We start from the raw sequence: 15,197 nt of genomic DNA on the forward strand, positions 1-15,197 counted from the left end.
CCATTCGATGGGAACGCGCGTGGAAGCGGACCGGGAGTTCTGGCAGCGGGTGCTGACGGCCGGCGGTGTCACCTCGGTGCCGCGCTGGGTCCGGGAGCCGGCTCCCGGGGCGGCGGAGCACGAGGTGCCGGTGCCGGAGGAGGTGGCGCGGGCGGTGCGCGAGCTGGTGCGGCGCGAGGGTGTGCCGGTCAGCGCGCTGCTGCTCGCGGCGCACGCCAAGGTGCTGGCCGCGCTGTCCGGCGAGCCGGAGGTGGTCACCGGCTACACCACCGGGGTGCGCGGCGAACCGCTGCCCTGCCGGCTGGCCGTCCGCCCGGGTTCCTGGCGGGAGTTGACCGCGGCCGCCGAGCGGGCCGAGGCGGAGGTGCTGGCGCACCGGGAGTTCCCGGTGGAGAAGCTGCGCCGCGAACTCGGGCTGACCGAGCCGCCGTACGAGGTGGTGTTCGGGCCCGTCGGGGCGGACGAGAACCACGCCGACGACGGTGTCCTGCGGGTGCGCTGGTCCGACCGGGGCGGCCGGCTGCTGCTGCGCCTCGGCTACCGCACGGACGTCCTGGACGCCGCCGCCGTGGCCCGGATCGGCGGCTACCACGTGACCGCCCTCGGGCTGCTGGCCGCCGGACCGGACACCGACCACGGCGCGCGGAGCCTGCTGTCGGACGACGAGGTGCAAGAGCAGTTGGAGGGGCTGGCCGGTCCGCACCGGCCGCTGCCCGAGGCGCGGGCGCACGAACTGTTCGAGCAGCGGGTGCGGGCGTGTCCGGACGCGGTGGCGGCCGTGCGGGGCGAGCGGCAGTGGACCTACGACGAGCTGAACCGGCGGGCCAACCGGCTGGCGCGGGCGCTGCTCGACCGGGGCGCCGGCCGGGAGCACGTGGTCGCCGTCGTCATGGAGCGCGACCTCGACTGGCTGGCGGCGACACTGGCGGTGTTCAAGGCGGGCTGCGCCTATCTGCCCATCGAGCCGCACTTCCCGGCCGGCCGGATCGCGGCAACGTTGTCGCGGGCGGGCTGCCGGCTGGTGCTGACCGAGTCCGGCAGCACCGGGACCCTGGACGAGGCGCTGGCCTCGGTGGCGGACGCGGTGCGGCTGCCGGTCGAGGAGGCGTACGCGGAGCCGCACGCCGACGCCGACCTGCACGTGCCGGTCGGCGCCGACCAGTTGGCGTACATCTACTTCACCTCCGGCTCCACCGGCCAGCCGAAGGGGGCGATGTGCGAGCACGCGGGGCTGCTGAACCACCTGTTCGCCAAGATCGACGATCTGGGGATCGGCGAGGGCTCCGTGGTGGCGCAGACGGCACCGCAGTGCTTCGACATCTCGCTGTGGCAGCTCGTGTCCGCGCTGCTGGTGGGCGGGCGGACCCTGCTGGTCGGGCAGGACGAGATCACCGACGTGGAACGCTTCGTCGGCACGCTGGTGGACGGGCGGGTGTCGGTGGCCCAGCTGGTGCCCTCCTATCTGGAGGTCGTCGTCTCCTACTTGGAGCAGCGGCCGCGTGAGCTGCCCGACCTGCGCTGTGTGTCGGTGACCGGTGAGGCGCTCAAGCGGGAGCTGGCGCAGCGCTGGTTCGCGATCCAGCCGGGCATCAGGCTGCTCAACGCCTACGGCCTGACGGAGACGTCGGACGACACCAACCACGAGGTCCTGGACCGGGTGCCGGAGCGGATCCTGCTGGGGCGCGCGGTGAACAACGTGCGCGTCTACGTGGTGGACGAGCGGCTGTCGCTGGTGCCGCTGGGCGCGCCCGGCCTGATCGCGTTCTCCGGTGTCTGCGTGGGCCGGGGGTACGTCAACGATCCCGAGCGGACCCGTCAGGCGTACCGCACGGACCCGTACCGGCCCGGTGAGCGGCTCTATCTGGGCGGTGACTGGGGGCGCTGGCACCCGGACGGCAAGCTGGAGTTCCTGGGCCGCCGGGACAACCAGGTGAAGATCCGCGGCTTCCGCATCGAGATCGGGGAGATCGAGAACGCGCTGCTGCGGGTGGCCGGGGTGCGGGACGCGGCGGTGGTGGTCACCGAGCGGGGCGCCGGCGGCAAGCATCTGATCGCCTTCTGCGCGGGCACGCCCCGGCCGGTGGCGGAGCTGCGCGAGGCGCTCGCCGCGGTACTGCCCGCCTATATGCTCCCCTCGGCCTTCCACTGGCGGGACGCCCTGCCGCTGACGGCCAACGGGAAGATCGACCGCAAGGCGCTGACCGCGCTGGCCGGGGAGGCCGGGGAGGCCGCACGGGAGACCCCGGCGGCGGACGTCCCGGTCGGCCCGGCCGAACGGCGGCTCGCCGCGGCCTGGGCGCAGGTGCTGGGCGTGCCCGAGGAGCGGGTGTGCCGCTCGGACCACTTCTTCGACTCCGGCGGCACCTCGCTGACCGCGGTCAAGCTCAGCATCGCGCTGGAGCGGGCGGTGTCCCTCAAGGACATCACCCGGCACCCGGTCCTCGCCGATCTGGCCGCGCTGCTGGACGGCGCGAGCAGGCAGCACGGGGAGCTGCTGCAACCGCTCGCGGAGGGGGCGGGCGCGGGCCAGGGCGCGCTGGTGTGCTTCCCGTACGCGGGGGGCAACGCGGTCAACTTCCAGCCGCTGGCGGGCGCGTTGGCGGACAGCGGGCTCGCGGTCCTCGCGGTGGACCTGCCGGGTCACGATCTGGCCGCGCACCAGGAGCCCTTCGCCTCGATCGCGCAGGTGGCCGAGCAGGTCGCCGCGGAGATCATCGCCCGCGGGCTTACCCGGGTGATGCTGTGGGGCCACTCCTCGGGTGCCGCGCCCGCGATCGAGACGGCCCGGCGGCTCGCCGAGCGGGGTGTGCCGGTCACCCGGGTGTTCATCGGCGCCCAGCTCCTCGGCACCGCCGACGAACGAGACGCCGCCGTGGTGGAGTTGACCGGGCTCGGCGATGCCGAGATCGCGGCGCGGCTCGCCGCGGACGGCGGCTACACCGAACTGGCGGAGCTGACCGAGGCGCACGCCGAGCACATCGGCGCCGCCTACCGGCACGACTGCGTGGCCGCGCACCGCTACTTCCGAGCGGCGCTGCAGACCCCGTCGCCGCCCAAGCTGTCCGCGCCCCTGACGGTGGTCGTCGCGGCCGACGACCCGCACACCGCCGGCGCCGCCGAGTGCCACCGGGACTGGCTGCTGCTGGCCAATCAGGTGGAGCTGCACGAACTCGCCGACGGGGGGCACTACTTCCCGCGCACCCGGCCGGCCGAGGCGGCGCGGGCCGTACTGCGGGCCGCCGTACCCCTGGCCACGTCCTGAGCCACGCGGACCCTCCAGCCGGGCAACCGAAAGGAAACCGAGATGCCGTTCTCATCCCTGGCAGCACCGCTCGAGGTGGAGCTGCGGCCGCACAGACCGGCGCTGCTGCGCGTCGACTCCCCGGGCGACCCCCTGAGTTGGGCGGGCGAGCACCGCGAGGCGCTGCGCGCCGCGGTCACCGAGCACGGGGCGCTGCTCGTCCGCGGGCTGGGACTGCGGGACGCGGACCGGATCGGTGCCGTCTTCGCGCGGCTCGCCGGTGAACTCATGACGGAGCGGGAGGCGTTCGCGCCTCGGGAATGCCTCGGGCCGGGGGTGTACACCTCCACTCCGTGGCCGGCCAACCAGCCGATGTGCATGCACCACGAGCTGAGTTACACGCTGGACGTGCCGTCCCTGATGCTGTTCGCGTGTCCGGTCGCGCCCGCCGAGGGCGGGGCGACGGCGGTGGCCGACGCGGCGGAGGTCCTGGACGCGCTGCCCGCCTCGCTGACCGAGCGGTTCGAGCGGGAGGGCTGGCTGCTGACCCGCAGCTACAACGACGAGATCGGGGCGTCGCTCGCCGAGTCGTTCGGCACCGAGGACCGCGCGGAGATCGAGCGCTACTGCCGGTCGCACGCCATCGAGTTCGCCTGGCGGGCGGACGGTTCGCTCCGCACCCGGCAGCGGCGCAGCGCCGTGGTCCGGCATCCGGTCACGGGCCGGCGCTGCTGGTTCAACCAGATCGCGTTCCTCAACGAGTGGACGCTGGCCCCGGAGGTGCGCGAGTACCTGGTGGACATGTACGGCGAGGACGGGCTGCCGTTCAACACCCTCTACGGGGACGGGAGTCCGATCGGCGTGGAGGTGGTCGAGCTGCTCAACTCCGCCTATGAGGCGCACACCCGGCGCGAGCCCTGGCAGGCCGGGGATCTGCTGCTCGTGGACAACATCGGTACGGCGCACAGCCGGGAGCCGTTCACCGGCGAGCGGCAGGTGCTGGTGGGCATGGCCGATCCGCACCGGCTCGCCGACGGCTGCCCGATCCCGGAGGCGAGCGAGCGATGACCGATCTCCTGACGACAACCGCCGGACAGCCGGCGGGCGAGCCCTCGGCGCCGACGTTCGCGGTGGTCTCCGGGGAGCAGGTGCAGCGAGCGCTGGCCGGGCGCGAGCGGGAGCTGGTGGCGCTGGTGGAGGCCACCTACCGGCTGCACGGGGCCGGGGAGTCGGTGAACCCGCCGTCGTACTTCCTGCGCTTCCCGGACCGTCCCTCCTCGCGGATCATCGCGCTGCCGGCCTCGATCGGCGGGCCGGTGGGGGTGGACGGCCTGAAGTGGATCTCCAGCTTCCCGGACAACGTGCGCTCCGGGCTGCCGCGGGCCTCCGCGGTGCTGATCCTCAACGACCCGGAGACCGGCTATCCGTTCGCCTGTCTGGAAAGCTCCGTCATCAGCGCCACCCGGACCGCGGCGTCCGCGGCGCTCGCGGCCGACTGGCTCAGCCGCGGCCGGTCCGTCCGGCCCGCGCGGGTCGGGTTCTTCGGCACGGGGCTGATCGCCCGGTACATCCACACCTTCCTGACCGGCACCGGCTGGGAGTTCGACGCGGTCGGCGTGCACGACGTGTCCGCCGAGAGCGCCGAGGGGTTCCGGGGCTATCTGCGCCAGAGCGGCGCGGGCGGGCAGGTCACCGTGCACGGGAGTGCCGAGGAGCTGGTCCGCGCCAGCGATCTCGTGGTCTTCGCCACCGTCGCCGGGAAGCCGCATGTCACCGATCCGGCGTGGTTCTCCCACAACCCCCTGGTCCTGCACGTGTCGTTGCGGGACCTGGCCCCCGAAGTCCTGCTGGGCGCCGCCAACTTCGTCGACGACGTCGAGCACTGTCTGAAGGCCGACACCTCACCGCATCTGGTCGAACAGCTCACCGGCGACCGCGGCTTCCTCGACGGCACGCTCAACGACGTGCTGCTCGGGCGGGCCACGCCGCCGGCGGACCGGCCGGTGATCTTCTCGCCCTTCGGCCTCGGTGTCCTCGATCTCGCCGTCGGCAAGTACGTCTACGACGAGGTCTGCCGGGCGGGCAGCCTCCGCCTCATCGACGACTTCTTCCACGACCTGCGCCGGTACGGCTGAGGCCCGTCCTCGGCCCGGCACCAGGAGGTCCGCCGTGCCTGTCATTACCGCTCCCTACGCCTTCAACGAGGGCCGTCTCTTCGTCGACCTGGAGTCGATCTGCGGACAGCCCCTCCATCTGAAGTGCGAGGGCTTCAACTTCGCCGGCTCCATCAAGCTGAAGGCCGCGAACGAGATGGTGGAGAGTGCCGAGCGGGACGGACTCCTGACGCCGGAGTCCATCCTCGTCGAGTCCTCCTCCGGGAACCTCGGCGTGGCGCTCAGCATGATCGCCGCCAGCAAGGGCTACCAGTTCCTGTGTGTGACGGACTCCCGTTGCAACCTGTCGACCAGACTGCTGATGGAGGCGCTCGGCAGCGAGGTGCACGTCATCGCCGACCAGGACTCCAACGGCGGGTTCCTCGGCACGCGGATCGAGTACGTGCGCCAGCTGTGCGCGTCCGACGAGCGGTACGTCTGGCTGAGCCAGTACACCAACGCGGGCAACTGGCGGGCGCACTACCGCACCACGGCCCCGGAGATCGCCCAGCAGTTCCCGAACCTGGACGTCGTGTTCATCGGGGCGGGCACCACCGGCACCCTGATGGGCTGCGCCCGCTGGTTCCGGCAGTGGCACCGGCCCGTGCGGATCGTCGCCGTGGACAGCGTGGGCTCGGTGGCCTTCGGCGGCGAGCCGGGGCGCCGGATGATCCCGGGCCTGGGCATGAGCATGCGCCCGCCGCTGCTGGACGAGTCCTTCGTGGACGAGGTGATCCGGGTGGAGGAGGCGGACACGATCCGCATGTGCCACCGCATGGCCCGCCGCGGCTTCCTGTTCGGCGGCTCCACGGGGACGGTGGTCAGCGGGGCCACGGACTGGCTGTCCCGGCATGACACCCGCGGCCTGTCCGCGGTCGCCGTCGCCCCCGACATGGGCGAGCGCTATCTCGACACCGTCTACCAGACCAACTGGCTCCAGGACCTGTACGGCGATCACGTCCTGGACGCCGAGGGGCTGGACCCGGTGACGGAGGAGGTCGAGTCCGCGACCCGGACGTCGGAGCGCAGGCGCCGATCCTAGTGCCACGCCCCAGGAAGGGCGCCTGACCGGGGACGTCGCCCGGAAGGCGCCCTTCGCCGTGCGCGAGGTGGGGGCGTGCGCGAGCCCCTGCGCGCCGTTCTCGCGCCCCTCCCCCACACGAACGGTAGGGAACAGGCCATTCCCTCCGGACCGTGATCCACCGTGGCTCCCGATCCCGCTCGCGGCAGGCCTTGGATTCCCAGGTCATCCACACTGACCTGCACATTTCCCGCGCGGTGCGGCCCGGTATCGGTTTTCGGACGGAGTGAAAGTCGCCCCTTCCCTCATAGGCCACACCAGGCGAACTATTTTCAGAAAAGCCACCTCATTGGGCGACGTCTGCGAGCACACCGCTCACGTTCAGGACCTCATGGCACTGCTGTGCCTGCCGGCCCGTGGCCGGAGTGCCCGGCTTCGCACAGGTGACTTTCGCGGTGACGGTGGCGTTTGCGGGGATCTCGATGGGGGTGACCCAGTGGTAGTCCTGGTTGCGGAAGGTCTCCAGCGCGATCGTGGTGATCTTCCGATCGCCGAAGGTGATGGTCATGACCCCCTCGTCGCCCTGGAAGTTGGCGACCACGATGTCCGTGACGCGGAACACCTTGCCCTGCGGCACCGTGTAGCTGCCGGTCTTGTCCTGCCCGCCGGACGTCTCCACGTCGATGGTGTTCGAACTCTGCTCGCCGCCGCCCACCGAGGTGCCGGGGCCGGTGCCTCCGGGGCTGGTGCCCGAGGGCACGCCCGGGCCGGTGCCGCCCTGCTCCTTGCCCGTGCCGCCGCCGGTTCCGGTGCCGGTGCCCGGCGACTGTCCGGCCTTGTCGCCACCGGGCGTGGGCCGCTGCTGGACCACCTCGTCGGCGGCCTGCCGGGCCGCGCTGCGCACCGTCGGACGCACGAGCGCGAACCAGGCGAGCAGCAGCGCGAGAATGGCCGCGAGCAGCGCCAGCAGCCACTTCGGGAAGATGGGGATCTGGACGAACTCGGCCTCCAGCGGCGGCCGGACGAACGCCGCGGGCTGGCTGCTCGCCTCCGCCTGCTCCTCCGCCGCGCCGTCGGTGGTGTGCACGGTGAACGGCCAGACGGCGGGCTTGCCGAACCACACCGGCTTGCCGATGCGCACCCGCAGCCGGGTCTCCGCCGACTCGCCGGGCTCCAGCTCCAGGCCGGCCGGGTTGAACCCGAACCGCAGCTCCTCACCGGCCTGTTCGGGCCGGAAGGTGGCCCGCGTCGGGGTGTTCCCCTCGTTGCGCACCGCCACCCGGTAGCGGCCGCGCAGCCAGCCGCGCCGGCGGCGCGGGAGGATCTCGGTGCGCAGCTCGTGGAACTCCTCGACGTGCACCGTGGTCTCGGGCACGGTGACCGACTCGGGGTGCTCGGCCGGCAACACCCGGATCCCCAGCGGCACATCGCCGGCCCGGACCTCGGGCGAGCGCGGTGGGGCCAGGGTGATGGTCACCGTCTCGGAGGTGCCGGGGTAGAGCGAGATACGCGCGGGTTCCACGGTCGCCCAGGGCGCACAGTCGCCCACCACCTCCAGCGTGTACGCCTCGACGATGTCGCTGTCGTTGCGCACGGTCAGGCTGGTGGTGGCGGTGCCGCCCGGGGTCACCGTCACGGCCGGGATGTCGATGCCGGGGGCGCCGGGTCCGGAAGAGGCTGCAGATGGCGTCACGCCACGACGGTAGGGCCCTGCCCGACGTACCACGAGAGATGCGGGGGCAACATCCGGGCAGTCGGCATGCCCGCAGCGGCCAAGGTCAACTCCCCTGAACAATAAGGGTGCTGACGCAGCGAGGCGTCATGTGCTCCATTCCACCGCCCCCGGCGCCACCGCCGTCGCCCGGGGCGCGTCCTGAAGAACGCCACCATGTCCGGCCTTGCGAAAGAAAGTACGCTCATGATCGTCCAGATGCCCGGCGGGACCCTGCCCGCCTCCGTCGGTCGCCCGGACCGGGTGACCGTGGCCGTCTATGCCCAGGATCTCGTCCTGCAGATCGGCATCGTGCAACAGCTGCGTCAGCGGCCCGAGTTGGAACTACTGCCGGACGGCGACACGGACGGAGCGCAGATCTCGCTCGTGGTCGTCGACACCGTGGACGACGAGGTGACGGCCCTGCTGCAACGGCTCCAGCGCAACACCGCCACCCGCATCGGGCTGGTGGTGGGCACCTTCGAGTCGGCGGCGCTGCAACGCGTGATCGAGTGCGGGGTGGGCGCGGTGCTGCGGCGCTCCGAGGCGGACCAGGACCGGCTGCTGCACCTGGTGCTGGCGCTGGCCAAGGGCGAGGGCGTGCTGCCCGGCGACCTGCTCGGCAAGCTGCTCACCCACGTCGGAAGTCTGCAGCGCTCGGCGCTGGATCCGCGCGGTCTGTCCCTGTCCACACTGACCGCGCGCGAGGCGGACATGCTGCGCCTGGTGTCGGAGGGGCTCGACACGGCGGAGATCGCGGAGAAGACGTCGTACTCCGAGCGGACCGTGAAGAACGTGCTGCACGAGGTGACCACGCGCCTCCAACTGCGCAACCGGGCCCACGCGGTGGGGTACGCGCTGCGCAACGGCCTGATCTGAGGACGACTCGAAGAGGCTGGGCCGACGGCTGTCCGGGCACCCGGAGGCTGCCCGAAAGCGCAAGTCGGCCTTCCCCCGGGAGAGTCCCCGCCGCCCTGCCGCTGCCCACGCCCGTGGCGCACAGTGGCGGGGCGCACCCATGTGTACCGAGACTGCGAGGTGGACCGTGAACGGCACCGCTGGCCCCGGCGGGCAGCGCCGGCTGGGGAGATTCGGCGCCTCGTCGCTGTTGCTGGTCCCGCTGCTCGCGGTGACCGCGGCCTCGGAACCGAGCGGCGCGGCCCCCGTCCGGACGACGGCCGCCCAGACCGCGCCCGCCCGGGTGGCGTACGCGGGTACCGGACACCGCAGCCTGGGCCGGGTCCAGGCCACGACCACCACGTCCAGCGATCCGCTGTTCGGCACGGGCCCGGCGCACTACGACGTCCAGGCGACGTCGCTCGGGAGCACGGTCGTGTTCGCGAGCCGCCGCGACGACCGGCATCCGCAGATCTATCTGCGGGCGGCGGACGGTTCGGTGCGCAAACTGACCAGCGGGCGGGACGCGGCGCATCCCCGGCTGACGCCGGACGGCGCGTCGGTGGTGTTCGACTCGGCGGAGCCGGGCGGCCCGGGCGGCAAGAAGCAGCGCGACCTGTGGCTGGTGCACACCAACGGCACCGGCATGAAGCGGCTGACCGACACGCCGTACGACGAGCAGAGCCCGACCGTGTCGGCGGACGGGGAGCGGCTGGCCTACAGCGCGAACCCGGACTCGGGCGCCGGAGCGCAGATCTATGCGCGCCCCCTGGCCAAGGGCTACCCGACCGCGGTCACCGGACAACTCGGCGGCAAGGCGACGGAGCCGGTGTTCAATCCGGTGAACGACGCCGCGCACCGGGGCCTCCTGGCGTACACCTACACCGCCGACTCGGGGAGCGGACCCCGGCTGCGGGAGACCGGCGGCCCGGACGGTGACCAGCCGCTGCTCGGGGGCTCATGGGCACAGTGGAGGACCCATGGGGCAGCCTGGCTGCCCGACGGGAACCAGGCGCTGTTCCTCAGCCCGGACCGCACCTGCTCCTGCAAGGGCGACTGGGACCACGTGTACCGGGTCCCGGTGCGCATGGACCAGGAGCCCGGCCTGGTGCTCAGCGAGAACCGCGACGTCTCCTCGGTGACCTGGGTCGGCCCGCTGACCGGCGGGTACCCGGTGGTGGAACGGCTCTCGTCGCCCGCACCGCAGGTGAAGGGCCCGGCGGAGACGCCCGACCAGCGGGTGGCGACGCTGCAAGACGTGCGGATGGACGGCTCCGACCCCCGGGATCTCGGGGTACCCGTGCTGCAGGAGGACCCGGCGGCCGACACCAACACCGATCCGAGCAAGGACCCGCTGTTCGAGCCGGCGCCCGGCTACGACCCGTGGACGGAGCGGCAGAACTACACCCCCGACGGCCGGCGGCTCGTCGTGACCCGGTTCCAGGACGGCGGACAGGGGCGGATCGAGCAGATCTGGACGACGGACGCAGACGGCTCCCACCCGGCGACGATGCCGCTGGCCGGACGGGGGCCGAACGACTGGGACACCGATCCGACGTTCTCGCCGGACGGCAAGTACCTGGCGTTCACGCGGACTTCGCCGACCAGCACCGGCGCCACCGCCGGTCCCGGACGCATCCTGATCGCCGACGCCACCACGGGCGCGATCGTGCACGAGGTGGTCCCGCCGGCCGGGCAGCAGAGCGGCGGCGACGCCCAGCCCACCTGGTCCCCGGACGGCACCCTGCTCGCCTTCACCCGTAACGAGGTGATCGACGACCACGGCGGCAACAAGCACATCTGGACCGTGCCGGTCGGCAACCTGAGCCGGCAGAGGGACCTCAGCACGTCGAACTGCCCCGGGAACTGCTCGGTCATCGACGACAGCCCCGCCTTCTCACCCGACGGCCGCTCGATCGCCTTCAACCGCAAGCACGGCGGCGACCCCGGCGAGGAGCACACCGGCCTGGTGCTGACCTCCGTGTCCGGCGCAAGCTGCCAGGTGCTGCTGCCCGAGGCGGCGCGGGGCACCGCGGACGCCTGCCGTCAGCAACTGCCCGACAGCACGCTCACCGGACCGCACCAGCCGCGCGACGCGGCCTGGACCGCAGACGGCTCCGCGATCGTGTTCAGCGCGCGGGACGACGCACCGGTCAACTGCCCCGAGCACCTCTATGTGTTGACCGTGGCGACCGGCCGGGTCTCCTCCCTCACCGCGCAGCTCCCGGGCCGTCAGAAGGAGCCCAGCGTCGAGCAGTCGGTGGACCTCGCGGTGCACGCCCCGGCCGCGTCGGCCCCGGTGACCGTCGGCAGCTCCACGGACCTGCGGGTCGACGTCGTGAACAACGGCCCGGCCGCCTCGCCCGGCACCCGGCTGACCGTCGCGCCGCCGGCCAGGGTGAGCGTCACCAAGGTCACCTATCCCGGCCACACGTGTGACGCGGCCACGCTCCAGTGCGACCTCGGGGTGGTGCCGCCCGGTACGACGGTTCCGGTCACGGTGACGGTCACCGGGAACGTGACCGGCGAGCAGCCGGTCGACTGGTCGGTCACCGGCAGCGTGATCGACCCGCTGCCCGGGGACAACTCCGCCCGGACCGTGGTGCCGGTGCGCCCGGCCGCCCCGCCGGCGCCCACACCGACTCCGACGCCCACCCCGCCGCCTCCGCCGCCACCGGCGCCCGCGCCGAAGGCCGGTCCCGGGGTCCAGGTGACCGCCCAGCCCGACCCGGGCTACGTCGGCGGCCGGGTCGTGGTGACGTACACGGTGCGCAACGGCCGCAACGCGCTGGCCACCGGGCTGCGGCTGCGCATCTCGCTGCCCGCCGGGGTTCCGGACGCCGGACCGCCGCCGGGCTGCGACAGCTCGTGGCTGTGCGCGCTGCCTGACCTGACGCCCGGTCAGAGCACCGTCGTGCGGGCGGTGCTCACCCCCGACCACGCGCTGACCGGCCGGGCCACCGGCGTGCTGACCACCACCGGCACGGACGCGGACCTCAAGGACAACAAGGCCGCCACGACCCTGCGGATCCTCCAGCCGAAGATCATCGCGGTGCCGCCCATCGGCAAGCCCGGCTTCGTCACCTCGGTGCGCGGCAAGGACTTCCCGCCGGGCGTGCCGGTGCGGTTCACCTGGGATCCGGGGATCACCGCGGCCGCCGCGCCGACCGTGCCCAAGCCGGACGGCACCTTCATCGGCCAGTTGCTCATCCTCGCCAAGGACCAGACGGGACCGCGCACCATCACCGCGCGGGGGCCCGGCTTCTCCGCGGTGCACACGGACTTCCTGGTGGTGACGGGCAGTGTGCAGCCGCCCGACGAGGTGACCCGCCGGTGATCCACGAGGTCGACGAGGCGCTGCGCGCGCTGCTCGCCGGGTCCGGTCTCGAGGCGTCCGGGGTCGAGGTGGTCTTCGACGCGCCGACCCGCGAGTGGGCGGCCCGCCGCAACGCGCCCACGGTGTGCGTGTTCCTGTACCACATCCAGGAGGACGCCACCCGGCGCGGCAGCGGCACCGGTGAGGTGCACGACGCCGAGGGGTTCGTGACGGCCCGGCGCGACCCGCCCCGCTGGTTCGAGCTGACGTATCTCGTCACGGCGTGGGCGAGCCGCCCGCAGGACGAACACCGGTTGCTTTCCCAGGTGTTGGGCATGCTGGTGAGCACGGACGCGCTGTCGGAGCAGTTGCTCACCGGCTCGCTCGCCGAACTCGGGCTGACCGTCTCGCTGGAGATCGCCGGGTCCGGGCCCGACGCGCCGCCCGCCTCCGACGTCTGGTCGGCGCTGGACGGCGAGCTGAAGCCGTCGCTCGCGGTGCGGGTGCGGGCGCCGCTCGCCGGGGCGGCGCGGCCGGTCGGACCGCCGGTGACCGAGGGGCTCGTGGTGCGCGCCGGCGGGCTGCGGTCCGACGAGGAACCCGCGCCGGGCCGGCGGCTGCGGTACGAGGAGGCGGGCGACGCCGGCGCGGAGGGCTTCGCCGGCCCGCGCGAGCGGCCCGCGGTCCCGGCCCGGCGTCGCAGAGGGAGGCGGCAGCCCTGATGTACGCCACCGAGGCCGAGGTGGACGTCCTGTGGGCGCGGCTGCGGCTGGTCGAGGAGCGGGTGCGGTACGCGGTGGCCGCACGGCGCGCCGTCGACCCGGATCCCGACGACCCGTACCGGGGCCAGTATCTGACCCCGGAGGCGGTGGAGCGGATCCTGGACGGGCGGGGCGGCCTCGAACTGCCCGACCAAGAGCCGCCGCCGCTGCCACCGACGTCCGAACTGGGTCTGCTGGTGGCGAGGTTCGGGCTCTCGTCGCTGGACACGGATCTGCTGCTGGTCGCCCTGGCACCGGACCTCGACCCCCGCTTCGAGCGGCTGTACGGCTATCTCAACGACGACCTGACGCGCCGCAGGCCGACGGTCGCGCTGGCCCTGGAACTGTGCGGACTGCCGGCCGCGTCGGCGGCCCGCTTCCGGCTCTCCCCGGGGGCGCCGCTGGTCGCGGGCGGCCTGGTGGAGGTCACCGAACCGGAGCGGCCGCCGCTGTCGCGGGTGCTGGCGGTCCCGGACCGGGTGAGCGCGCGGCTGCTGGGCGGCACGGAACCGGACGCGCGGCTCGCCGGGCTGCTCGGCGAGGCAGTCGCCGACCCGACGGCCGAGACCGCCGAGGTGGACCGGGCGGCCGCGGCGGCCCGGTCCGGCTCCGGACTGGTGCATCTGCTGGACCGCGGCGGGGACGCGCCCGGCCTCGCGGTGGCGGCCCTGCGCGCGGCCGGGCTCCGTGCCCTGGTCCTCGACGCGGCGGCGCTCGCCCGGCGCTCCGCCGAGGTGCCCGCGCTCGCCCGGGTGGCGGCCCTGGAGGCCCGGCTGTCCGGTGCGGGCGTCGTCCTCGGCCCGCTGGAGGCGCTGCCCGCGGAGCCCCACCAACGTGACCGCGTCACGCGGGACTTGTGCGCCGCCCTGCACGGCATCCCGCTGTTCACGTACGGCACGGACGGCTGGGAGCCGGCCTGGGCCGCCGACACCCCGGTGGTGCTCCCGGTGGCCCCGGCCTCCCCCGGGCGCCAGGCCGCGCGCTGGCGGCACGCGCTCGAACAGGCCGGCGCCGACGCCATCGCCCCGGCCGACGCGGAGCCGCTCGCCTCGGCGGTCGCCGCGCACCGGCTGGACGGCGGGCAACTGCGCCGGGCCGCCGGTACGGCGGTGCGCACGGCCGCGCTGGCCGGCCGCGCGGTGCGTCCCGACGATCTGCGGGCCGCCGTACGGGCGCAGAACGGCGCGGGGCTCGCGCGGCTGGCCCGCCGGGTGGAACCGGCGGTCGGCTGGGACGACCTGGTGCTGCCCGCGCCGACCCACCGCAGGCTGCGGGAGCTGTCGGTGCGCGCCCGGCATCGCGAACAGGTGCTCGGGCAGTGGCGGATGCGGCCGGGCGGCGGCCGCGGGCGGGGCGTGATCGCGTTGTTCGCCGGGGAGTCGGGCACCGGCAAGACCATGTCCGCCGAGGTGGTCGCGGCCGACCTGGGCATGGACCTGTACGTGGTCGACCTGTCCACGGTGGTCGACAAGTACGTCGGCGAGACCGAGAAGAACCTGGAGCGGATCTTCACCGAGGCGTCCGCGGTCAACGCGGTGCTGCTGTTCGACGAGGCCGACGCGATCTTCGGGAAGCGCTCGCAGGTCAAGGACGCGCACGACCGGCACGCCAACATCGAGTCGGCGTATCTGCTCCAGCGCATGGAGTCCTTCGACGGCATCGCCGTGCTCACCACCAATCTGCGGGCCAACCTGGACGAGGCGTTCACCCGTCGGCTCGATGTGATCGCGGACTTCCCGGTGCCGGACGCGGGCGGGCGGCTCGCGTTGTGGGAGCGGTGTCTGGGCGGGCGGCTGCCGCGCGCCGACGACCTCGACCTCGGCTTCTGCGCGGACCGTTTCGAACTGGCCGGCGGCTCGATCCGGGCGTGCGCGGTGACAGCCGCGTATCTGGCGGCCGAGTCCGGACTGCCGCTGACCATGCGGCAGTTGATGACGGCGATCGCACAGGAGTACCGCAAGCTCGGCCGGCTGGTGCTGGAAAGCGAGTTCGGGCCGTGGACACGGGACATGCTCGCCGACTCCTGAACCACCCGCTGTCCAGCGGCTTTTACCCGCCGCGGAGCCTCCTCGGGGCCTCCTCGCCGGTCGCGTTGCC

The 15,197-nt window shown here is 73.4% G+C and carries 9 protein-coding genes; 8 read left to right on the forward strand and 1 reads right to left on the reverse strand.

The genetic code is table 11. From position 1 onward, the window contains the following. Window positions 1-7 precede the first annotated feature (7 nt). Genes AB0927_RS31495 through sbnA form a run of 4 tightly spaced genes read left to right on the forward strand, consistent with a single transcriptional unit; the run spans window position 8 to window position 6,436 of the window. Window positions 8-3,262, forward strand: coding sequence for an amino acid adenylation domain-containing protein (locus AB0927_RS31495; RefSeq protein ID WP_366671185.1), 3,255 nt, complete (start codon window positions 8-10; stop codon window positions 3,260-3,262). A gap of 42 nt (window positions 3,263-3,304) precedes the next feature. Beyond that, window positions 3,305-4,309, forward strand: a complete 1,005-nt coding sequence (locus AB0927_RS31500; protein WP_366671186.1) for a TauD/TfdA family dioxygenase — start codon at window positions 3,305-3,307, stop codon at window positions 4,307-4,309. Continuing rightward, the gene (gene sbnB, locus AB0927_RS31505) at window positions 4,306-5,376 is read left to right on the forward strand and encodes a 2,3-diaminopropionate biosynthesis protein SbnB (protein ID WP_366671187.1); all 1,071 of its coding nucleotides are present in this window, start codon (window positions 4,306-4,308) and stop codon (window positions 5,374-5,376) included. Before AB0927_RS31500 ends, sbnB begins: the two co-directional genes overlap by 4 nt. A 34-nt stretch (window positions 5,377-5,410) precedes the next feature. Next, on the forward strand, window positions 5,411-6,436 hold the full coding sequence (gene sbnA, locus AB0927_RS31510; RefSeq protein WP_366671188.1) for a 2,3-diaminopropionate biosynthesis protein SbnA: 1,026 nt from the start codon (window positions 5,411-5,413) through the stop codon (window positions 6,434-6,436). Window positions 6,437-6,761: 325 nt separating this feature from the next. Here the strand turns inward: sbnA and AB0927_RS31515 are convergent, their stop codons facing one another. After that, entirely contained in the window at window positions 6,762-8,108 is a 1,347-nt protein-coding gene (locus AB0927_RS31515; RefSeq protein ID WP_366671189.1) for a hydrolytic protein, read from the reverse strand. 225 nt (window positions 8,109-8,333) lie between these two features. Between AB0927_RS31515 and AB0927_RS31520 the strand changes: the two genes are divergently transcribed. The 4 genes from AB0927_RS31520 to AB0927_RS31535 all read left to right on the forward strand — a co-directional run bounded on the left by AB0927_RS31520 (window position 8,334) and on the right by AB0927_RS31535 (window position 15,127). Beyond that, window positions 8,334-9,005 carry a LuxR C-terminal-related transcriptional regulator gene (locus AB0927_RS31520; protein ID WP_366671190.1) on the forward strand — a complete coding sequence of 224 codons (672 nt, stop codon included), beginning with the start codon at window positions 8,334-8,336 and terminating at the stop codon, window positions 9,003-9,005. A gap of 166 nt (window positions 9,006-9,171) precedes the next feature. Continuing rightward, entirely contained in the window at window positions 9,172-12,360 is a 3,189-nt protein-coding gene (locus tag AB0927_RS31525) for a hypothetical protein (protein WP_366671191.1), read from the forward strand. Then, the gene (locus tag AB0927_RS31530) at window positions 12,357-13,061 is read left to right on the forward strand and encodes a DUF4255 domain-containing protein (protein WP_366671192.1); all 705 of its coding nucleotides are present in this window, start codon (window positions 12,357-12,359) and stop codon (window positions 13,059-13,061) included. Before AB0927_RS31525 ends, AB0927_RS31530 begins: the two co-directional genes overlap by 4 nt. Then, window positions 13,061-15,127 carry an ATP-binding protein gene (locus AB0927_RS31535; RefSeq protein ID WP_366671193.1) on the forward strand — a complete coding sequence of 689 codons (2,067 nt, stop codon included), beginning with the start codon at window positions 13,061-13,063 and terminating at the stop codon, window positions 15,125-15,127. Before AB0927_RS31530 ends, AB0927_RS31535 begins: the two co-directional genes overlap by 1 nt. Window positions 15,128-15,197 lie beyond the last annotated feature (70 nt).

Source organism: Streptomyces sp. NPDC048106, assembly GCF_040706415.1.
Classification (GTDB): domain Bacteria; phylum Actinomycetota; class Actinomycetes; order Streptomycetales; family Streptomycetaceae; genus Streptomyces.